General features: G+C 46.3%; 13 protein-coding genes. 8 read left to right on the top strand and 5 right to left on the bottom strand.

Translation table 11 applies throughout. The features are described 5' to 3' along the window. The first annotated feature begins 3 nt into the window (after positions 1–3). The 4 genes from IAQ59_RS01155 to IAQ59_RS01140 all read left to right on the top strand — a co-directional run bounded on the left by IAQ59_RS01155 (position 4) and on the right by IAQ59_RS01140 (position 6,291). Positions 4–1,209 (top strand): alpha/beta hydrolase family protein, encoded by a 1,206-nt coding sequence (locus tag IAQ59_RS01155; RefSeq protein ID WP_209328923.1) that lies wholly within the window; start codon positions 4–6, stop codon positions 1,207–1,209. Between the two features lie 53 nt (positions 1,210–1,262). Then, the gene (locus IAQ59_RS01150) at positions 1,263–2,147 is read left to right on the top strand and encodes a sugar phosphate isomerase/epimerase family protein (protein ID WP_209328922.1); all 885 of its coding nucleotides are present in this window, start codon (positions 1,263–1,265) and stop codon (positions 2,145–2,147) included. A gap of 50 nt (positions 2,148–2,197) precedes the next feature. Next, positions 2,198–3,571, top strand: coding sequence for a Gfo/Idh/MocA family protein (locus IAQ59_RS01145; protein ID WP_209328921.1), 1,374 nt, complete (start codon positions 2,198–2,200; stop codon positions 3,569–3,571). A gap of 638 nt (positions 3,572–4,209) precedes the next feature. Then, positions 4,210–6,291: an alpha/beta hydrolase family protein gene (locus IAQ59_RS01140; RefSeq protein ID WP_245189348.1), complete on the top strand. Its 2,082-nt coding sequence runs from the start codon at positions 4,210–4,212 to the stop codon at positions 6,289–6,291. Positions 6,292–6,383: 92 nt separating this feature from the next. On the opposite strand, the gene IAQ59_RS01135 is transcribed toward IAQ59_RS01140, so the two are convergent. From IAQ59_RS01135 to IAQ59_RS01120, 4 genes are all read right to left on the bottom strand, one after another. Next, on the bottom strand, positions 6,384–7,568 hold the full coding sequence (locus IAQ59_RS01135; protein ID WP_209328919.1) for a class I SAM-dependent rRNA methyltransferase: 1,185 nt from the start codon (positions 7,566–7,568) through the stop codon (positions 6,384–6,386). Further along, positions 7,547–8,941, bottom strand: coding sequence for a high affinity choline transporter 1 (locus IAQ59_RS01130; protein WP_209328918.1), 1,395 nt, complete (start codon positions 8,939–8,941; stop codon positions 7,547–7,549). The genes IAQ59_RS01135 and IAQ59_RS01130 overlap by 22 nt, the downstream gene beginning before the upstream one ends. Positions 8,942–8,953: 12 nt before the next feature. Beyond that, complete coding sequence (locus tag IAQ59_RS01125) at positions 8,954–10,573, bottom strand: ABC-F family ATP-binding cassette domain-containing protein (RefSeq protein WP_209328917.1); 1,620 nt, start codon at positions 10,571–10,573, stop codon at positions 8,954–8,956. 114 nt (positions 10,574–10,687) lie between these two features. After that, positions 10,688–11,914, bottom strand: coding sequence for a multidrug effflux MFS transporter (locus IAQ59_RS01120; protein WP_209328916.1), 1,227 nt, complete (start codon positions 11,912–11,914; stop codon positions 10,688–10,690). Positions 11,915–12,145: 231 nt separating this feature from the next. Between IAQ59_RS01120 and IAQ59_RS01115 the strand changes: the two genes are divergently transcribed. The 4 genes from IAQ59_RS01115 (at position 12,146) to IAQ59_RS22685 (ending at position 22,349) form a co-directional block, all read left to right on the top strand. Beyond that, complete coding sequence (locus tag IAQ59_RS01115) at positions 12,146–19,480, top strand: malectin domain-containing carbohydrate-binding protein (protein WP_209328915.1); 7,335 nt, start codon at positions 12,146–12,148, stop codon at positions 19,478–19,480. 224 nt (positions 19,481–19,704) lie between these two features. Further along, entirely contained in the window at positions 19,705–19,935 is a 231-nt protein-coding gene (locus tag IAQ59_RS01110; protein WP_209328914.1) for a FeoA family protein, read from the top strand. Next, entirely contained in the window at positions 19,919–22,063 is a 2,145-nt protein-coding gene (feoB, locus tag IAQ59_RS01105) for a ferrous iron transport protein B (RefSeq protein WP_245189347.1), read from the top strand. The genes IAQ59_RS01110 and feoB overlap by 17 nt, the downstream gene beginning before the upstream one ends. Positions 22,064–22,202: 139 nt before the next feature. Continuing rightward, positions 22,203–22,349, top strand: a complete 147-nt coding sequence (locus IAQ59_RS22685) for a FeoB-associated Cys-rich membrane protein (RefSeq protein ID WP_209328913.1) — start codon at positions 22,203–22,205, stop codon at positions 22,347–22,349. 283 nt (positions 22,350–22,632) lie between these two features. Here IAQ59_RS22685 and IAQ59_RS01095 read toward each other — a convergent pair whose 3' ends face one another. Continuing rightward, positions 22,633–23,028, bottom strand: coding sequence for a hypothetical protein (locus tag IAQ59_RS01095; RefSeq protein ID WP_209328912.1), 396 nt, complete (start codon positions 23,026–23,028; stop codon positions 22,633–22,635). Between the last annotated feature and the right edge of the window lie 114 nt (positions 23,029–23,142).

Here is a 23,142-nt window from a genome sequence, read left to right as displayed (position 1 = left end):
CCCATGATAGCTAAAAGTCACCACCAACCATTTTACCTGACAGTACTTACCTGCTTGATGTTCGCCGCGATGTCTTCATCCCTACATGCGCAGCGGAAGCCGGTAGATCAAACCATGCTCTGTGTGGGAAACCATTGGACGGAGGAGGAGGGGGCTGCTTTTCTGCTAAAGATGAAGCAAACCTACCTAAATAAGGAAGCTTGGGAAAAGCGAGCCAATGCCATTCGTCGCCAAATCCTTAAGGGAACCGGCTTGGATAAAGCACCCAAGAAGAACCCGCTTAATGCCATTTTTGGAGAAAAGCGGCAATTTGACGGATATACTGTGCAAAACGTGGCTTTTGAGAGTTTGCCAGGGGTGTTTGTGACCGGTAGCTTGTATCAGCCCTCCGGTGCTACGGGGAGTTTACCGGGAATTCTCAGCCCGCATGGGCATTGGGGTCAGCCGGGTGATGTAGGCAGGTATCGGGCTGATGCGCAAAAGCGGTTTGCCAGTATGGCCAGAATGGGAGCGATGGTTTGGGCATACGATGCCGTAGGGTATGCTGAAATGGAAGAGATCGGATGGGAACACAAGCATCCCGATGCCCTTAAGCAACAGCTTTGGAATAGCATTCGAGGTGTGGACTTTTTGTTGGAATTAGGAGCGGATCCAGAGCGAATTGCTGTGACAGGTGCTTCGGGTGGTGGTACCCAGTCCTTTTTATTAGCCGCGGTGGATGACCGTGTCAGCGTATCCGTACCGGTGGTCATGGTGTCGGCCCACTTCTTTGGGGGTTGTGTATGTGAGAGCGGGATGCAGATTCACAGGGCAAAAAATTTCCAGACCAACAACGTGGAGATTGCGGGCCTGGCAGCGCCAAGACCCATGCTATTGGTTTCAGTAGGTGGAGATTGGACAAAAAATAACCCGGAGGTAGAATACCCGCATTTGCAGCATATCTATTCCCTAATGGGGAGTACTACTTCTGTTGAGAACGTCCACATACCGGAAGACCAGCACGGATACGACGAGAAGAAGCGTCAAGCCGTATATCCCTTTCTGGCCAAACATTTGGGGTTGGACCTCAGCAAGGCATTACATGCCGATGGCACTCTCAACGAGAGTGCCGTTACGCTGGAGGATCAACAGGATCTGTATGTGTTTAGCGGTGAAATTTCTTTCCCTCCCAATGGTATAAAACACAACGATGGGGTAGTATGGAAGTAGGATTTCCAAAGCCCGATTGAACTAATCAATGCTTGAAACCAAAATAACCAAAAATGAAACAATTGTTAGACAGACGGGAATTTGTAAAACGGGGGTTGGCCTCCGGTATCGCAGTTGGACTACTGGGTGCAGCGTCTATACAGCCGGTGTACGCGCGCAGGGCTCCTTTGAAATTGGGCTTGGTTACCTACCAATGGGGTAAGGATATGACCTTGCCCGAATTGATCGCTGCGTGTGAGAAAACTGGCTATGGCGCGGTGGAACTGAGAACCGAGCATGCCCATGGTGTGGAAATCAGCCTGTCCAAGAAAGCGCGCAAGGAGGTGAAGAAGCGCTTTAAGGATAGTCCGGTGACTTGTTTGGGCTATGGAAGCAACTACGAATACCACAGTCCTGAACCCGCCGTATTGCGTAAAAATATAGAGGGAACGAAGGAATACATCAAACTATGTAAGGACATAGGTGCCTCTGGAATCAAGGTGAAGCCCAATACCCTTCCGGAAGGCGTAGCGAGAGAAAAAACCATTGCACAAATTGCTGCCTCTTTTAACGAAGTTGGGAAATTTGCGCAAGATTACGGTCAGTTGATCCGAGTGGAAGTTCATGGTCGTATCACACAAGAACTTCCGGTAATGAAGGAAATATTTGACCAAGTGACTGAAAAGAATGTGGTGATCTGCTGGAACAGCAATGACACCGACCTGAAGGAGCCCGGCTTGACAGCTAACTTTAACATGGTAAAGCAATGGATCGGTGATACCACCCATTGCCGGGCCTTCAGTGAAACCAACTATCCGTTTCAGGATTTGTTCGGGTTGCTCAGCGGCGCAAATTATGAGGGTTGGATTCTCTTGGAGGCGCATAGCAATCCATCTGATAAAATCGCAGCGTTGCAAAAGGAAAAGCAGCTTTTTGACCAAATGGTCAGCAAGCTTTAAAATTCCTGCGAGTAACTGAATTTCATAACCAAGTAACCATACAATGTAACATGACAGAAAGACGAGAATTTATTAAGAAGAGTTTAATGGGGAGTGCAGGGATTGCCGTGGCGGGAATGACCATGAGTGCCAAATCCTATGGTAATATCATGGGAGCCAATGACCGTATGCATCTGTCCGTAATCGGAATCAGGGGCCAGGGAACCAACCACATCAATCAATTCTGTAAGCTAAAAGATAGTCGCAATGTAGTTATTAAAACGCTTTGCGATGTCGATGAAAATACTTGGGCGCAAAAAGTCAAGTTAGTTCAGGATCAGACAGGAGACAAGCCAGGTACGGCTTATGACATGCGAAAAGTATTTGAGGACAAAGAGATTCATGCGGTTTCGTTTGCTACCCCAAACCATTGGCATGCCTTAGGAGCTATTTGGGCTGCGCAGGCAGGTAAACACGTCTATGTGGAGAAGCCTGCCAGCCACAATATATTTGAGGGGCGTAAGATGATCGAAGCAGCCAGAAAATACAACGTGGTGATGCAGACGGGTTTCCAAAACCGATCCATTGCCAACGTCATGCAGGCGATGAAGTTTTTGCACGAGGGCGGAATCGGTGAGGTGTACATGGCAAGAGGCCTCTGTTACAAGCCGCGCCATTCCTTCGGTATTGCCAAGGATTCCATGCCACCTGCAGGCCTGCATTACGACTTGTGGTTAGGCCCTGCACCCTATCGGGCCTATAATGAAAAACGAGGACACTATAATTGGCACTGGCATTGGGATACCGGAAACGGAGATACCGGAAATCAAGGTCCGCATCAATTTGATGTGGCTCGCTGGGGACTAAACAAAAATGAACATCCCATATCGGTTTACTCCACCGGTGGTATATACGGCATTTCCCCTTCGGAATGTTCACAGGAAACCCCCAATACCCAGACCTCCATCTTCAAGTATGCAGATGGCAAAGTATTGGAGTTTGAAACAAGGGGTAGATATACCAACGGGGAATCCAGCTTGGATACCCACATCGGAAATGTTTTCTATGGCACGGACGGTTATTTGGAGCTAAACGGGAGTACTTGGAAGGCATTTCGAAAAGATGAGAAAGAACCCTTTGCCCAGTCAGAAAAGGCACAACCCCAAGCAGGAGGCGGATCTAATCTCATGGCCGCCCCTGGCGGTTCAGAGCATTATGCTAACTTCCTGGATGCTGTGCGCAAACATGACCGATATGCGCTTAATTGTGACATAAGGGAAGGACACTATTCTTCTGCATTGCCCCTAATGGCAAATATTTCCTACAGATTAGGTAGGGGATTAAACTTTATGGGCGAGTATGAGAAATTTGCCAATGATTCAGAGGCGGATACCATGCTTTCCAGGCCTAGCAGACCACCTTATGTGGTTCCGGATCAAGTCTGAAAGGTCGACTAGTCCCAACGAAAGCTTACCCCTTTGTGTTTTTTCCAACACACAGTGGGTAAGCTTTTTAGTGTAACATAGGGATGAAATTTTTGCGCCTGTTTACTTGTAGTCTCGAGGAGAAGAACAATCAGGTCCGGTAAAAAATAACGGTAAAAAATACTACCTTTGAACGAGGCATAAGTAAATGAATGAATTTTTCTGATCGTTTTAAAATATTGTCTCCCAGGGAAAGGTGGGCACCGACACCAAACCAAACGCATTGAAGGGTATGGTGCATTGCAAAGTCAAAAATCAGCCAGGCTTATGCATGTGGGGCCTTTCGACGTACTGCTAGCATTTTGGCGATTGGTTGACATTTTAGGAATTGATACAAGTAGGATTATTGAAGTACCTATCCGATGAAAAAAGAAGAACCTAGCAAACACACCTATTCAGGCAAATTTACAAGCGTTATGCCCTTCACTGATTCTTCAGATATCCAACGTACTGACAAATGTATAAAAGAGCTTTCACACTTCCCTAACTGGAGTCTGATGCGGAGCATTGATAGATTGCGTGTTGGTTTCTCTAGCCAAAAAATGAGCTTGGCCGGTAGTAAAATGGCTCTGAATAGGCGCTTTCGTATCACGGTTAGTATGTTTTTACTCGTTTTACAGATTCCCGGTATCTTATCGGCCCAGGAGGATTTAAAGGTTATCCAGCCCCATTGGGTTAACTTCAAGGATGGGCCCAATGCGCTTTATAAGCATTTGACGGTACAGGCGTTTTCCCAATTGGATAAGCGAGATGCAGCGATTGCAGCCATTGGATCCCTGGATCAGTGGAAGGCGCGACAAGAGTGGACCAAAAGGACGCTTTTGGATGTTGTCGGGCCATTTCCTGAAAAGACGCCGCTAAATCCGCGAATCACCCGCCGGATTGAAAAGGAAAAATTTTCGTTGGAGCATGTGGTGTTTGAATCACAGCCCGGTTTTTATGTAACGTCCACACTGTTTATTCCCAATGGGTTACGGGGTAAAGCCCCGGCCATCCTATTCTGCAGTGGTCATGCGGCAGAGGCCTACCGAAGCGCAACCTATCAGCACATGATATTGAACCTGGTTGCCAAAGGGTTTATTGTATTTGCGTTTGATCCGGTAGGCCAAGGGGAGCGGCTGGAATATTTCGACCCTGTGACAAACGAATCCACCATCGGAGGACCTACCAAGCAGCATTCTTACCCAGGAGCGCAGGCGTTTATTGCCGGTACCTCTCAAGCGACCTACATGATATGGGATGGCATTCGAGCGGTGGATTATTTGCTCACGCGTAAGGAAGTTGACGCCTCACGCATAGGCATTACGGGGAGATCGGGCGGAGGCACACAGTCTTCGTACATTGCGGCATTTGACGAACGAATATACGCATCGGCCCCGGAAAACTACATTACCAATTTCAAGCGTTTGTGGCTTACCCATGGACCTCAGGATGCCGAACAGAATTTTTACAGGGGCATACAGCAGGGGTTGGATCAGCCGGACTTGTTGATAGTCCGTGCACCGAAGCCCAACTTGATGATCACCACCACACGGGATATATTCAATATCGAAGGGGCAAGAGAGGCAGCCTCTCAGATCCAGAAAGTGTATCAAAGCTATGGAGCCGAAGGACAGTTTGAGATGGTTGAGGACGATGCCCCACATGCCTCTACGCCAAAAAACAGAGAGGCTATGTATGCTTTTTTTCAGCGTCACCTTCGGTTGCCAGGACATTCCAGGGATGAACCGGTGGATACCCTTTCTGTGGAAGACCTTCAGGTCACGCGGACCGGCCAGGTGCTCACAACTTATAAGGGAAAACGTGTAGTTGATCTTAATCAGCGTGTACTCGCAGTGTTGCCCGACCTGCCAAATGACCTGGTGAACACAGCCCAGGATCTTTCGGGATACGTGGCACCGAAACATCCCGCGGAGTCGATGATGGTTGGGAGATTTCAGCGAGATGGATATTCTGTTGAGAAGCACCTGATGAAGGGAGAAGGAGACTATTGGATTCCCTACCTGCTTTTGAAGCCAAATCAAGCAACCACCAAGGCTGTTTTATACCTGGATCCGTCCGGTAAAGGTACAGATGCGGCAATTCAGGGTGATATGGAGGCTTTGGTGCGGGGGGGTGCAATGGTATTGGCCCCGGATCTGCTGAATGTCGGAGAAATGGGACAAGGGGGATTTACCGGAGATTCCAATTTTGAAGGGCATTCTTATAATTTGTGGTTTGGAAGTATTCTGATAGGCAGGAGTATTGTCGGCATACACGCCGGCGATGCCAACCGCTTGGTAAGCGTCCTTCAGGAAAAAGAAAAGGCTACTGAGATTCGTGGCCTAGCCAAAGGTGCCATGAGTTCGGTCTTGCTTCATGCAGCGGCATTTAATGCCAATATTTCAAAAATCGCGTTGGTAAATCCACTAATTTCCTTTCAGGAGTTGGTGAAAGATCCTCAATATGACCCTTCCATGACAGCCTATACCGTTCCGTATTCTGGCAAAGCGTATGACTTGCCACAGCTTTTAAATTACTTGTCTGACCGTAAGCCATTGATTCTTTCTTCAGAGTTCCCAGCCGGTGAAGGGGTACAGCTCGAGGCGCTTCCCAGCCCAGCCACAGGTGCTGCGCAGCGAATCGTTACCCGAACAACCCAAGAACGTCAGGAATACTTGGGGAAATGGCTGGAGAGGTAGAAAATACTGATTTTCAATTGGAACCATTGTCTTGTTTATCTATAACGATGCCCTTGTAGCTAAGGAGCTGTCTTGCTTTTCTTTTGGTGTCATCAGACCACATAGAGTACCAGCCCTTTCAAGTAGGCGGTTTCCTGATGAAAGATATTGACCGGATGGTCACCAGGCTGCGTGAGTTGGTGGATGATTTTAACTTGTCGGTTGGCTTCCAGGGCTGCGGCGGTAATGGTGTGGGTAAAGAGCGACATGTCCACCACTTGGGAACAGGAAAAGGTAAATAAAAGACCCCCCGGACGGATGTTCTTGATAGCCATACTATTGATCCGCTTGTATGCCTGTACCGCTTGATGGCGGCTACGGACATGTTTGGCAAATGCAGGGGGGTCCAATACGATTATTTCAAAGTCTTGGCTTACCTCTTTTAGATAGTGCATTACATCCGCCGCAACACTCTTATGTCGGTCACCGGCAAGGCGGTTAATGGCTACATTTTGATCCGTTAGGGCAATTGCTGCTGCAGAGATGTCTACCGAGTGGACTTCTTTAGCACCCTGACTCAAGGCGTAAACCGAAAAACCTCCCGAGTAACAAAAAGTGTTCAGTACCTTTTTGCCTGCGGAATACCTTCCGAGGAGTTGACGGTTTTCTCGCTGATCGATAAAGAATCCGGTTTTTTGTCCTTTTTCCCAGTCAATTTCAAAGAAGTTACCATATTCGCTGACTTGTTGCGTTTCGGGAGCCCCAAAAACGAAACCGTCTGTAACGGCAATGGCGTTAGGAAGCGTGGCCTTACTCTTGTCGTATACCGCCTTCAGTTTCTCTCCATAGATGGATTGCAGAGCCGACGTAATTTCTACTAGATGCCGATGAATACCTTCGTGGTGCGCCTGTACCACCGCCGTTCCATTGTAAAAGTCAATGATCAATCCGGGCATTAGGTCTCCCTCAGCGTGAAAAAGGCGGTATACGTTCGTGTCCGGATTGTCGGTTAGGCCAAGTAGCTGCCGAAGCCGGTGGGCCTTTTTAAGCAATCGGATCCAGAAAGAAGTATCCAGGGGACTTTGTTCAAATGCCGCGATTCGCACCGCGATGGATCCTTCGCCGAAAAAGCCTATCGCAAGAAACTTTCCTTTTTCATCCACCACTTCTACCAGATCACCGGCAGATAGTCCCCCGTCTATTTTGGCGATGGCACCGGAAAAAATCCAGTGGTGTCTACGCTGTAGAGAGATTTCTTTGCCCTTTTTTAACTGAACTACCGGATAATTGGATTGCATTTTGGATTTTTCGGTTTGATGTAGGTCCCAACCGCCATGCCCAATGCGCTAAATGCAGTGGCCAAGAGGAATGAAGGGATTGCAAAGGTAAACTGATCTAAGATAAAGTAAGAACCCATGCCCAAGAAAATGGAAAGAACAGCGCCAGGTTTGGAGGCCTTTTTCCAATATAACCCGGCGGTGAGTGGTACAAAAAGCGATACCAACAGCAAGATGGAAGCATCCGCCACCAATTCATAAATATTTGCCTTCCAGGTAGCCATAAAAACCGCCACGATGGCAACCGCCATAACGTTTAACCTCAACAACCAAAGCATCTTTCGGTCTGAATACGGCCGGAGAAACTGCCTGAATATGTTTTCCGAAAGGATGGCTGCGGGAGCTAGTAGGGAAGAACTTGTAGTACTCATGATTGCAGAAAGGAGGGCACCGAAGAAGATGATTTGTACACCCAATCCGGTATGTTGCAGAACCATCTGCGGCAAGAGCATTTGGGGATTTTCTAAGTATATGTCTGGATAAAGCGTCTTTGCCCCAAGCGCAATGAGTAAAGGTAACAATCCGAAGGTTAGATAACAACCGGCAGCGAGGTATAGAGAGCGCCTGGCAACACGCTCTGACTTGGAAGCCATTACCCGCTGATAAATGTCCTGACTGGGAATACTTCCCAGCCCTAAAATGGCCCAAGCTCCAAAATAACTTCCCCAGGATGAGAAATCAGGTGCTGGAAAAAACTTAAAGCTTTCGGGTGGCGCTTCCGCCAATATATCGCTCACGCCACCGGCTTCCTCTAGAATTACGACGGTCACCCAGATAAGCCCAACAATGATCACCAACGTCTGTATGAAATCGGTAATAGAAATGGCCCACATCCCACCCAAAAAGGTGTAAAGAACCACAATGGCCACACTAATCAAGATTCCCGGTATAAGGGTAACGCCGGTTACCGCCCCCAAGATCAGACTCAGCGCCACAAGTTGCGCCGCCGTGTATCCGAAAAATGCGGGCACCATACACAGCGATGCGATGAATCCGATCTTTTTACCGAACAGTCGTACATACACATCCCCAAGGGTACTGACCCGCATGCGGTAGATGGGTTTTACATAAAATAAACCGAACAACACCAAACAAAGCGCACCACCGAACGGATCCTCTATGACACCTAACAGACCATGCTCCAAGTATTCCGAAGAGGCACCAAAGATGGTCTCTGAGCCAAACCAAGTGGCAAATAACGCCGAGGTACTCAGAAACAAGGGCAATTGCTGGCCTGCCAGCATAAAGTCATTGGCGCTGTTTACTTTTCTGGAAGCCCATGCACCGATGGCAATGGTGAAAAGCAGGTATAGACCTATAGATACCGCTAGCAATTGCCCTAAAGGTTATTTCTTTCCGTACATTGTCTCTCGGAGTGCTTGGATTTCAGGATTTTCCAAATATTCTTCATAGGGAAGTCTTCGGTCGATCGTCCCTCCCGGGGTAAACTCGATGATCCTATTGGCTACCGACTGCACAAAGGCATGGTCAAAGGAAGAAAGAAGCACTGTTCCGTTAAAGTCTATAATCGCATTATTCAACGCATGAATAGATTCCAGGTCCAAGTGATTTGTAGGTTCATCTAAGACAAGGAAATTCGGGTTTTGAAGCATCATTTTCGATACCATGCACCTCACTTTTTCTCCCCCGGACAATACGGAGGCTTTCTTGAAAGATTCCTCGCCCGTAAAAAGCATTCTTCCTAAAAAGGTTCGAACATAAGCCTCTTCTTGGTTATCGGAATACTGACTAAGCCAATCGATCAACTTTAAATCTGAATTGAAATATGCAGAGTTATCGTTTGGAAGGTAGGCTTTGTTGATGGTTACCCCCCACTTAAAGGAGCCCTTCTGAGTCGGAACCTCGCCCATGATGGTTTGAAAAAATTTGGTTACAGCTTGCTTGGTGCGCGATATGAACGCGATTTTGTCCCCTTTGTCTACCATGAGATTGACATCACGGAAATATACCTTGCCCTCGGATTGAAGTCCCAGTTCTTCGGTAAGCAGCAATTGATCTCCAGCTTCCCGTTCTGGTTTGAAGATGATGCCAGGATACTTTCTGCTCGACGGTTTAATCTCTTCTACGTTCAGCTTTTCCAGCATCTTTTTTCTGGCAGTAGCTTGCTTGGATTTGGCGACGTTGGCAGAAAATCGCTCAATAAAGGCCTGCAATTCCTTGCGCTTATCTTCCGCTTTCTTGTTTTGATCTGATTTTTGCTTAGCAGCAAGTTGGGACGACTCATACCAAAAAGTATAGTTTCCTGTGAAGATATTGATTTTTCCGAAGTCTATATCCACAATGTGAGTGGAAACGGTATCCAAAAAGTGCCTATCGTGCGAAACCACTATGACGAGATTTTTGAAGTTTACCAAGAAGTCTTCCAACCAGGTGATGGTTTCTGCATCCAGGTCGTTGGTGGGTTCATCGAGTATCAGGATGTCCGGGTTTCCAAAAAGCGCTTGAGCCAATAAAACCCTTACTTTTTGATCTCCTGATAATTCTTTCATAAGCTTACCATGTAAGTCTTCGCTTACTCCCAAGCCCGAAAGAAGCGCAGCGGCATCGCTTTCCGCATTCCAACCGTCCATTTCTGCAAATTCAGCCTCTAGTTCCGCGGCTCGGTTTCCATCGGCTTCCGAGAAGTCGGGTTTTAGGTAGATGGCATCCTTTTCAGTCATGATACTAAAAAGCTTTCGGTGACCCATGATGACTGTCTTGAGCACATCTTCTTCCTCAAAGGCAAAGTGGTTTTGAGACAATACAGCCATTCGTTGCCCAGGAGTGATGTTGACTTGGCCAGAAGTGCTGTCCATTTCCCCGGTAAGTATCTTCAAAAAAGTGGATTTTCCGGCTCCGTTGGCTCCGATTACGCCATAACAGTTGCCGGGCGTGAACTTGAGATTTACTTCTTCGAAAAGGGTGCGTTTGCCAAATTTAAGGGTAAGATTATCTACTGAAATCATGGGTAATACTGGCTGGGTTTTGGAAAATAAAGTGCAAAGGTAGGGAAATCCATTGAAATAATCGGGATGATGCCTGCAAAATCAAGCTATGGGAAAATACCGGATGCGATGCATCTACGCCCAAGTTTTTACCCTTACGGTTTCCTTTCTTAAAAAGAGCTTTTTGGAGTAGTAAAAGGCAAGCACTACCAGTCCCAAGAGAATGCAAACGAACATCATCAAAACCATGGGGATGGCGGTTCCGTCGTGAAATAGGCTGACTAATCCGGTGACCAAACCTCCCATGGCCATGCGCATAAATCCCATCATCGCGGAAGCGCTGCCCGCATTTTGACTAAATGGACTCAACGAAAGTGCGGCGGCGTTAGGGATGCTGAGTCCATGCCCGGTCAAAAAAACGAAAAGAGAAAGAATGAACATCTGCACGTTAAACCAATCCAAATAGATACCCAAAAAGATAATGGCACCTACCACCAGTTGATAGGAGAGGGCTGTGATCACGATTTGCTGGTTGCGGAATCTGCGTAGCAACAAATGGTTTAGCTGAGTAGAGCCGATCATGGCGGTCGCCAGAAAAGCAAATACCCAACCGTACTCTGTTTCTGTCAGACCATAGAGGTTAATAAATACGTCCGAGGAACCACCTATGTAGGCAAAGGGTGCAGCGCCCGCGATGCCGCCCACAAGGATATAGGTGAGAAACTGTTTGTTTTTAAGGACAAAGATATATTTTCTTATTACTTCCATTGGTTTCAACGAAATTTGTTGATCCGGTGAGGCGCCATCCGGCAAGTAGACCAATGAAAGAAACAAAATTGCCGTTGTGATGGCCGCAAGCACAATAAATAGGTAATGCCAATCCATTTTTGTGGCCAAGTATCCCCCAATGGTAGGAGCGATCATCGGAGAAACAGCTATCACTAACGTAAGAAGTGCAAAAGCTTGGGCGATTTTGTTTACCGGAAATAGATCTCTCACCAAAGCCTGTGCAGCAACCATCCCGGCACACCCTCCTATAGCCTGCAGGAATCTCATCCAAATTAGTGATTCAACTGATTCCACCATGGCGCAGCCCAGAGAAGCCAACACATATATTACCATCCCAGCGTACAACGGTTTCTTTCTTCCGTATCGATCCAAAAGTGGTCCGTAAAACAGCTGGCCTATGGCGATGCCAATCAAATAGCTTGTTAGAGAAAGCTGCACGTCGGATATCGTTGTATCAAGCGACTTGGCTATGGAGGGGAAAGCTGGCAGGTACATGTCCACCGAAAAAGGACTGATTGTGCTTAGTGCTCCTAAGATTAGTATTAAGATTGTTTGACTTTGTTTTGTGGACATCTGCGAGCCAAAAATTTACCTTTGGATGCTTAACAGGGTTTGTTCCTGATAAGTTCTGCTTTTTTATTTTTATATTTATATACATAAAAACGAATTACAAATAAAAAAAATCGTATAATATGTGACGGATATTCGAAAATAATACTTAATTTTATACTTAGATTCCCTATCGTTTGAGGAGGGGTGTGTTTGCGTCAAAACCAAAAGGAATTTAGTTATCATTTTTAACCCATGAAAAAGCTATCTCTTTTCGCTCTGTTGTTTTTTGCAGCCGCTACCATGCTGCAGTCACAAACCATAAGCTTTAACCAGGCTTCGCTCGATTTTAAGGAATTTGATCCGGTTAATTTTGGCACTTCGCTAAAATTCGGACCAGACGAACGGCTGTATGTGGCACAACTAAACGGCGTAATTAAAGTATATACCATCTTCAAAAGTGGTCCGAATAGTTATGAAGTCGTTGGAGAGGAAGTATTGATGCACGTGAAGGAGATTCCAAATCACGATGATACCGGTTCGCTTGCCTTTGACAATCGAAATAACCGGCAGATCACAGGAATTACCGTGGCCGGAACATCTTCAAATCCGGTAATCTACGCCACATCCTCCGATCCCAAGTGGGGTGGACCTAGTGGTGATAAGTTATTGGACACCAATTCCGGAATTATCACTAGAATCATTTGGAATGGCACTACTTGGGATGCCGTTGATATCGTTAGGGGCTTGCCAAGGTCAGAGGAAAATCATTCAACCAATGGGCTTGAATATACGGAGATCGGTGGTAAACCCTATTTATTGGTTGCCAGTGGGGGATTAACCAATGCCGGAGCTCCGTCAAAGAATTTTGCCTACATCACAGAGTATGCGCTTTCGGCTGCGATTTTGAGCGTGGATTTGGAGGCGATTGACTTGTTGGGTGTATCTACAGATGCCGTATCGGGGCGCAAGTTCATTTATGATATTCCAACCCTTGACGATCCGACTCGCCCAAATTTAAACGGCATTTACAACCCCAATGATCCTAATTACAACGGGGTAGACGTAAACGATCCCTTTGGCGGAAACGATGGGTTAAACATGGCCATGGTGGTGGAAAATGGGCCAGTGCAGGTTTTTTCGCCGGGATTTCGCAATGCGTATGATTTGGTGGTTACCGAGTCTGGAAAGGTTTTTGCGACGGACAACGGTGCTAACATAAACTGGGGAGGGTTGCCAATAGGAGAGGGAGATCCCGCTTTGGTGAGTAATGCGTACGACCCGGACGAGCCCGGAAATGGCCCCCTCAATCCTACATTGGGTGGTGAGCATGTGGACAATCAGGATCACTTGCTACTAATTACCGCGGATTTGGAGTCCTATGTGTTTGGCTCTTTTTATGGTGGTCATCCTACGCCGATTCGTGCCAATCCTGGAACTGCATATGCCCAGGGAAGTTCCTTTCCCTATGAACCAGGGGGTGCCGGTCTATATACTAAGTTTGTAGGAGATGATGGCAACTGGGCTAATATCACGCCGCTTTTCACCCCTTCCGATGGTTTTCGCACACAAATCATGGAGCCAGTTGCCCCTGGTGGTGCAGGCTACGAAGAGTATGCGGCGAATAGCCTGCCCGCGAACTGGCCTCCCGTACCGCTATCAATGGCAAACCCGGCCGAAGCCGATTTTATAGCCCCTACGCTAGGTAATCCAAATGGCCCACCGCCTGCTATCGTAACGGTGTTTCCCAACAATACGAATGGTATAGATGAATATAAGGCTTCAAATTTTAACGGAGCATTGAAGGGTGCACTGATCGCCGGAAAAAATGGAGGAGACCTCCATTTGGTCCAATTGAATGAAGACGGATCGCTTAAAAGCATAGAAGTAGGAAAATGGAACCTAAATGGAGGAAATGCACTTGGGATCTCTACCAATGGCGACGGAGAGATATTTCCAGGGACGATTTGGGTAGCTACTTTCGATAACCGGATTATGGTATTGACTCCGGCGGATGATGTCTTTTGCGTGGAAATCGACGATCCTGACTTTGATCCCCTGGCGGATTATGATTACGATGGTTATACCAATCAGGATGAATTAGATAATGCTACTGATTATTGCTCGGGAGCTTCCCGTCCAAGCGACTATGATCAGGATTTGGTATCCGATTTGAATGATCTGGATGACGATGGTGACGGGTTGGAAGATTGGCAGGATCCAATTCAACTTGGAGATCCCAATGACCTGCCTATAGACAACGAGCTATTTACCAATCAAATAGACACGGAAGGAAGACAGTATGGTTATTTGGGACTCGGGTTAACCGGCTTCATGAATAATGGTGCGCCTAATCCCAATTGGATGAATTGGATAGACCGAGATCGGGTAAGGCCGGGTCCAAATGATATTTTCGGTGGTACCGCGGGCGCTATTCAGATTTCCCTCACCGGGGGAACCGCCAATGGGCCTGTTAATAGTCAGGAAAAAGGTTTCCAATTTGGAGCGATTGTCGGAATTGAAACAGGGCCTTTTGTGGTTTCTGCCGGCATTATCGGACTGGCTTCGCCCGGTCAGCTTTTTGACTTTGATGGTGCAGGGGAAGTGGGCATTCAGATGGGTACGGGTACCCAATCGGATTTTTTCAAGCTTGTGTTTACTAAATCACACGTAGTGGCTGTTCAGGAGATCTCAGATGTGCCTCAGGCGGATTCGCTGTTTGTAGACATTCCTTTCGACGATATTGGCCCCAATACGCTGATCAAATTAGGATTTGAAGTAGATCCCTATAGTGGAGAAGTGAGGCCGTTTTTCAAACTGGATAACGAACCGGTGGTTTATTTAGGGTCAATGCTAGCGGCCGGGCCAATTCTGACCGCCGTGCAGGACAAGTCCAGCCCCTTGGCGGTTGGGGTGTATGGAACTTCCCGTGATTTCGAAAAGTCGTTTATAGGTGTTTGGAATTACTTCAGGGTTATCGGAGAACAACCCTTTGCCATACGAAAACTTTCGAAGGTTTCCAGGCTAATGGATGATCCGGATCTTCAAATCAATTTGGGTCAGTATTTTGATGATAACGAAGGGCTTCAGCAGCTTACCTTTACGGTAGAAGAGATTACCGATCCAAAAATCGGAGTCAGTATAGCGGATCAAATCCTGACCTTGGATTTTCCAAACGACGAGGCCAACGGGCTTGTTACGATTCGGGCGACTGATCAAAGTGGGTTTTTTGTTGAGCAGCGCTTTGAGGTAGATGTACAGCAGGACGTCGAGTTATTGTTACGGATCAATGCGGGAGGGCCGCAGTTGGCAGGTGGAGTCGGGTCGCCCAATTGGCTGGCAAATGCGCTGACTGGACCCATGAATACACCCGAGTATTCCGTTAATTCCGGTCGCGGATTTACCAATGTTTTTAACGCCGCTGACCGGCATCCTTCCATTCCGGCCTATATTTCAGATGAAACCTATACAGCCCTCTTTAATCGAGAACGTTTTGCGACAGATCCTGAAATGACCTTCCGCATTCCACTTCCAAATGGCAGCTATATTGTCAATTTGTATATGGGAAATGGCTTTGACGGTACTTCTACACCGTTAAAAAGGGTCTTTGACATTGAGATTGAAGATGAAGTGGTCGCATCACAAATGGATCTGGTCACGGAGTTTGGTCACAAGGTGGGCGGTATGAAATCTTATCCTGTGTTGCTGCAGGACGGCGAACTCACTATTAACTTTGTCAAAATCATTGAGAATCCTTTGGTGAATGGTATTGAGATCGTGGGCAAGCCCATTCAAACACCCATTCTGTTCGATGTGCTTGAGGATCGAATCAGTTTTGCAGGAGATGAACCTGACGGTTCTTTAATAGTGAGAGCGCGTGGAGGAGACGGGAACTTGAGTTACCAAGCATCAGGACTGCCCCCAGGATTGTTTATCGATCCCACCAATGGGCTAATTTATGGTAAGATTGCCGACGACGCCCTGGCAAACAGCCCTTATCGGGTAAGGGTAACGATAGACGATGAGGATGAAATCAGTTCGGATGCAGAGTATTTTAATTTTACATGGACCATCAGCCCTCCTTTGGAGTCCCAATCATGGACGCTACGAGATGAGTCAACTTCCTACACAGGTCGGCATGAAAACGCGTTTGTACAGGCGGGCAAGAATTTTTACCTGATGGGTGGTCGTGAAAATGCCCGAACGATTGACGTTTACGACTTTGAGAAAGACAAATGGGAGTCACTGGAGAATATCAGTCCGAAGGATTTCAATCATTTTCAGGCAATTGAATACGGAGGATATATCTGGGTGATAGGGGCTTTTGAAACAAACAATTACCCCGATGAAGTTCCGGCGGAAAATATTTGGTTGTTTGATCCCTCGAATAAAATTTGGATCATGGGACCTGAAATTCCTGAAGAAAGGCGACGAGGAGGTGCGGGGCTCGTCCTCCACCGTGACAAGTTTTACCTAGTAAATGGGAATAAAAGTGGGCATAGGGATGGTTATGTCAACTTCCTTGATGAGTTTAATCCCAAAACGGGTGAATGGACGATTCTCGATAATTCTCCGAGACCAAGGGATCACTTTTTTGCAACAGTCATTGGCAATAAGATGTACGTGGCGGGTGGAAGGAAAACCGGAGGTCCTGGAGGTGTTTTTGGACCTGTTATTCCGGAGGTGGATGTCTACGATTTTCTCGATAAATCATGGTCTACACTTCCAGAGGACCAAAACCTGCCTACACCGCGTGCAGGAGCGATTACCAACAACTACCTAGGAAAGCTTATCGTTGCCGGTGGGGAGGTTCCAGATGCTGAATCAGCGCTTGATGTGACCGAATTCTACGATCCCTCAGTTCAGCAGTGGCAGTCGATTGCCACCATGAACTTCCCTAGGCACGGTACGCAAGGTATCGTGTCCGGTAAGGGGCTATACGTTCTCGGGGGATCTCCAAACCGGGGAGACGGAAATCAAAAGAACATGGAATATTTTGGTTTTGATGAACCGATGGGTGTGACATTGCGTGCCAGTGACCTTGAAATGGCTTCTGAATTGAATGTGAAGAAGGGAGTGAATTCGGTGGCTTCCTTAACAGTGGCTGGTGGAAACTCAGGTATTTACGTTCGCTCTATGGAGATTGAAGGTGAGGATGCGGATTCCTTTATTTGGCTATCAAGCAATAAACGCCAAGATGTTTTTTGGGCCGCCGGCCATGTGGAAGAGATTACCTTGGGATATATAGGCACCAATATCTCGGCAAGTGCCGAATTGAAAATAGTTTTCGGAGATGGTAACGAGCAAACGATGCTATTGACCGGAGACGGTGTTTTTGAGCCTGTTTCCTTGTTTGTTAACGCAGGTTCGAATCAAAATGTGAATTACGAGGGAAATCTGTTTGTGTCTGACAATAGCGCCGGGATATCATTTACGCAAAGTAGGGTCTATGGCAATAGTCAGGCTGCCTCAGAGCCATTGTTTCAGACTGAGCGATTCGCCAGTAGCTTATCCTATCAGGTCGAAGTACCTAACGGGGTGTATGACCTGATCACGTACCATAATGAAACATGGTTTGGAAAGCCAAATGGGGGTGAGGCCGGACCAGGTAAGAGGGTATTTAGTATTATCGTTCAGGGAATTCCCGTACAAACAAATATCGATCTATTTCAGATTTCGAATAACCAGCCGACCTCGTTTTCTTTTGAGGATGTAGAGGTAACCGATGGCATCCTTAGCCTCTCTTTAGTGGCCCAGGTTAATAATGCAACCATATCAGGATTTCAACTGATAAGCAAGGAGGGGGGTAATGCTGTTCCAATCGCACGGATAGGTACCTCCAATACCAGCGGGATAGCACCACTTACGGTACAGTTTTCCGGATCAGAGTCGTCGGGTGTGCAGCCATTATCTTTTGCTTGGGATTTTGGAAATGGTTCATCATCAAGCAGTGAAAGCCCGTTGTTTACCTACTCATCACCAGGGGTATATGAAGTTAGACTTACCGTAACTGATGCCTTCGGTACGGAAGACACTGAGTCCATAGAGATCAGTGTATTCGATGCACCACCCAGCTTTGGGTTTTACTTGAATGCAGGTACGGGCAACACTGCTACGTTGGATGGAAATGTGTACCAAGGAGATTTGGGATTCCCAAGCTATGTGGTCGGAGGTAGAACGAATTCAACGACTATATCGGGTGTCAATCCGCTTTACCATACGGAACGGTTTGCAAAAGATATTCAATTTGCCATTCCTGTTCCAAACGGGATATACAACGTAACGACGCATCACAATGAACTTTGGTTCGGCAGAGGCGGGCCTGCTAGTCAACCTGGAAACCGGGTGTTTAATATCGGAGTAGAAGGTGCTGTGGTAGATCAAAATGTGGATTTATTTTTGGCATCCGCTGATGGCCCTGTCGCTTTTACCTACGAAGACATACTCGTTATAGACGGTGTATTGAATATTTCCTTGAGTGCCGTGGTGAACAACGCCACTATTTCCGGTATATCCATCACTTCGGCAGACGATCAAACGCTATTAAGTGCCGTTGCAGAGGCATCAATTCTGAATGGGGTGGCACCGCTGGAAGTGTCTTTTAATGCTGAAAACTCCATCGGAGAAGGCGTGCTTGGATATTTATGGGATTTTGGAGACGGAACATCTTCTGAATTGGCGGCATTGACCAAAACCTTTACCGAACCTGGCGTCTATTCTGTAGTTCTCACCGTAACAAATGGAGAAGATGCTACGGCGACAGATGAATTGGAAATTATTGTGTTGGAAACAGCGCCGCTCAATCAATGGCATTTTAACACCGGTAGCACAACTACGGTCAACTGGAATGGCATCGATTATGTCGGTGACGCACTTACACCTTCCATCTATTCAAGTAATAATTCGTATAGTAATTCGGCGGCAAGTTCCAGTCCTTTGTTTCAAACAGAGCGTTTTTCTACGAACCTGTCTTATGCGCTGCCAGTAGAAAACGGCATCTATACGGTAAAAACCTACCACAACGAACTTTGGTTTGGAAAGGGCGGGCCAGTAGCAGCTCCGGGATTGCGGGTTTTTGACATATTCCTAGAAGGGCAATTGGTCAAGGAAAATTTTGACATTTTCGTAGAAGGGAATAATGAACCCACAGAACTGGTATTCGATGGCGTGATAGTCAGCGATGGAATATTGAATCTAAACTTGGTACGGGCGGTAAATAATGCGAGTATATCCGGCTTGTCTATCATTCAACTTTCCTCATTGTCAGGGAATGAACGGGTATTGAACAACCCACGTGTAAGTGTGAATCGATTGGAAATTCCCGGAGTAGAAACAATACGTGGGCATGCTTCTCTGTATCCAAATCCTACTCGTGACCATGTAACGGTGGATATTCCAGCTTCTCTAAAGGTTGATCAATTATTCGTTTCCGATATGCAGGGGCGCATTGTTGCCAGTCTCGGAAATGGGGAAATTCTTTCCGGTTCAGTTACGGTCAGTCTGAATGAACTGAATGCCGGCGTTTATACTGTACACTTGGTTTCCGACATGGGACATGTGCAAACACTTCGTCTACTGATTCGGAAATAGGGAGCTTGAAAATACGACCAAGGCAGGTTTCTTTAAGGGTACTATACTAGAAGCTTTCGTTTATTTTATTTGAAATCCGGTTCTGCGACAATCCTAAGAGCCGGATTTCATTTTTTACCTGTAGCAACTACCGGGGAATTTTTTTTGCTGTATTTGGGTTCAAAGAAATAATCGTTTAATTTTGACTTAATCTTAATAAAGGATTCGGACTTAGTGTTCCACACATGGTAAAAACCTCAAAAATCCCGTTTGGTACCCGGTACAAAATCCGGGAGATAATGGAATCTCCTCTTTCGATAAATTTCCTCGAGATAGGGATCCTTCCGGGGAAATCCCTTCAACTAATACAGCGTGCACCCTTTGGCGGGCCTTTAGCTTTTTTGATCGATGACCACCTAATTGCTCTCCGAGAAGAAGAGGCAAATTTGGTAGTTTTGGATGTTGATTATTCCTGAGGTTATGGATATAGTCCAGTCAGGCAACCGAGTGAAATCCATAGCGATCATCGGTAATCCAAATGTCGGGAAATCCAGTATATTTAATCACCTTACCGGGTTAAATCAAAAGATAGGCAATTATCCGGGTGTCACGGTAGACAAGATGGTCGGTACTGTTAGGCAGGGTTCTGATTCTTATCAGCTGATTGACCTACCAGGAACCTACAGCCTGTATCCGAAATCCGAGGATGAAGAAATCGCCCATCGGGTACTCAATGGATTAGGGGAGGAAAGGCCGGATTTTGTCTTGGTGATTTTGGATGCATGCAACCTAGAGCGGAGTCTTTTGCTTGGTACCCAAGTTATGGATTTGGGTATTCCGATGGCCTTTTTGGTAAATATGAAAGACCTTGCCGAGAGAAATGGGGTAGATATTAAGGTATTTGAACTCTACAAGCAGCTGGGGGTTCCATTAATTCTGACAGATGCCCGAAAGAGCGAAGGTATTGAGTCGATCAAGGAGTTGATTTTTTCCAATAGGTTCGAGGTTGCACCACCGCTGATAGATGTAGGACTTTTTTTGCCTGCGGCATTAACAGCTTCGATTAAAGATAAGTACTGCTTGAAGACTGCCTACCAAGCTTTTCAAATGTTGGTTTTTTCGGCCAAGAGCGCAAGCCTGTCAGGTGCTGATCGTCTCTGGCTGTGCAGTGAAGCGGAAAAACACGGGGTTGATTTGGAAAAGCTTCAAGTAGCCGAGACGGTAAAGCGATACCAACGAATTGCCGAGTTGCTTAGAACAAGTGTAGTCAAACGAAGCGAAAGGAAGAGCGGGTTTACGCTGGCTTTTGACCGCGTGATGCTTCATCCAATCTTTGGGTATTTGGTTTTCTTGGCAATCATGTTATTGGTTTTTCAGGCTATTTTCGCTTGGGCAGAATTACCCATGGATTGGATAGATGTTGCGTTCGCATCCCTAGGTGCTACTGTGTACGAAGCACTGCCAGCGGGTGTGTTTACAGACTTACTGGCTGAAGGTGTAATCCCTGGGATTGGGGGAGTTGTCATATTCATTCCTCAGATTGCCTTGTTGTTTGGGTTTCTGGCCTTTTTGGAAGATACCGGTTACTTGTCGCGTGTCGTATTTCTTATGGACCGTATTATGAAGCCCTTTGGCCTTCATGGAAAGAGTGTGGTTCCGCTAATATCCGGGATGGCTTGTGCAATTCCAGGCATCATGGCCGCCAGAAATATCAGTAGCAACAAAGAACGATTGATCACGATTTTGGTCACTCCTTGGATGAGTTGCTCGGCCAGGCTGCCTGTATACATTATTTTGATTGGACTGACCGTGTCGTCAGATCCTGTGTGGGGCATTAACATGCAGGCCATAGCGCTTCTTTTCATGTACTTACTGGGAATAGCGGCGACATTTTTGGGTGCCTTGGCGTTGAAATTTGTGTTAAAAAAGGGGCAGAAAAGTTATTTGATTTGTGATTTACCCATTTACCGAATGCCTCGGTGGAAGGCTGTGTTCCTCACCATGTTCGGTAAATCTAAGGTATTTGTCCTGGAAGCCGGCAAAGTCATTTTTTCCATTTCCATCATATTATGGGTGTTGGCTTCTTATGGACCCAATTCCAGAATGGATCCACTGAGGTTGGAAAAGGAAGCTGCCTTTGCGGAGTCCGCACCGGAGGAAATGGATGAGGTGGAAAGCTTTTTCGCCTCAAAAGAGCTGGAAAACTCCTACATTGGTATCATGGGAAAGGCGATAGAGCCGGCAATTCGTCCCTTAGGGTATGATTGGAAGATTGGTATTGCGCTCATTACATCGTTCGCGGCAAGGGAGGTTTTTGTAGCCACGATAGCCACTATTTACAGTATTGGTGGCGATATAGAAGATGAACTTACCATTAGGGAAAAATTGTCATTGGAAACCCGTCCAGACACCGGTGAAAAGGTGTTTGATCGGGCAACCGGCTTTTCGTTGATGGTTTTTTATGCGTTTGCGATGCAATGCATGAGCACCTTAGCTGTCGTGTATCGGGAAACAAAAAGTTGGAAGTGGCCACTCTTACAGACAGTGATCATGACGGTTGTTGCATATTTAGCAGCGCTTTTTACTTATCAACTGTTTAGTTAACGAGATAGGTGATGACGCACGGAAAGCTAATGGAAGGGGTTTTAGGATTTGGGGGAAATAGCCATACGCATTCGCTGAACCAGGCGATTTTATCGGGTGATGGATCATCTCGATCACCCTTATATAAACTTCGTTATTGATGAATTGGCAGGATATACTGGTTGGATTACTTTTTCTGACGGTGATTTCTAGTTGGATATACCGGCGGTTTTTTCGAATATCCTCTAAGGGCAGGGCCGGTTGTGGATGTGAGAAATGCGACCTTTCCGCTAAAAAGCAAAGATAGCGAGGCTTTTAAACGTTTATCCCATAGGTTTTTAATTTCAGCCATTTCAGCATTTCTAGTTAGAGTAGGTAATGCAGGTACTAGGATTCTTTTGGGATGGTGCTTGATACCGTGCAATTTTGCATGGATAGTTTGCTTACCTGTTTTTTTTCTTCCTTCTGAGAGTCGATTTGTTGGAAGTGTATAATAGTTGATTTTGTTATAAATAAAAAATATAGACCTTTTAAAGTGAACTTAATAGCCCACTTTTGAAGAAAAATAAAATTATCCGGTTTGCCTTTCCCTATTGCATGGGAAGTCCTTCTCTTCCAGAATTGCGGATTTGGACAATTTCGGTGACTTCGTATTTGCTGGCTCCACGCCAGGGCAAGGGGTTTAGGTATTCCTTGTAGCGCAGTTCTACGAACTGTCCACCAGACCTTTCAAGTATCACGGCGACAGAATCACTATTTGTGCTAAACCGAAACTCATTGCTTTGCAAATCACCGGGGTTGGGGCTTTGGAAGCCGTCTTGCACCAGCCTTCCTTCCCAGGTCTTGAATATAAATCCCTTTTTTTCAAAGTAATTCAGATTTCCGGCCTTAACGCCTTCCGCAAACACAAAATAATATCTCCACCAAATCACAATGGATAAGATCACTACCAATCCGATAATTACGGGGCCTACAAACTTTTTCATGGATAGTTTCGTATAGTTTTCCAAATATAACCAGAAATGCAGGAATTTAAATGGCCTTCGCAATAGTGTATCCGTTTGTAATTGTCTAATTTTAGGTTACTATTCAACCGACCA

Origin of the sequence: Lunatimonas salinarum (assembly GCF_017811155.1) — a bacterium.
Lineage (GTDB): Bacteria > Bacteroidota > Bacteroidia > Cytophagales > Cyclobacteriaceae > Lunatimonas > Lunatimonas salinarum.
Note: the sequence above shows the minus strand (reverse complement) of the source record. Positions and strands in the feature narration are given on the sequence as shown.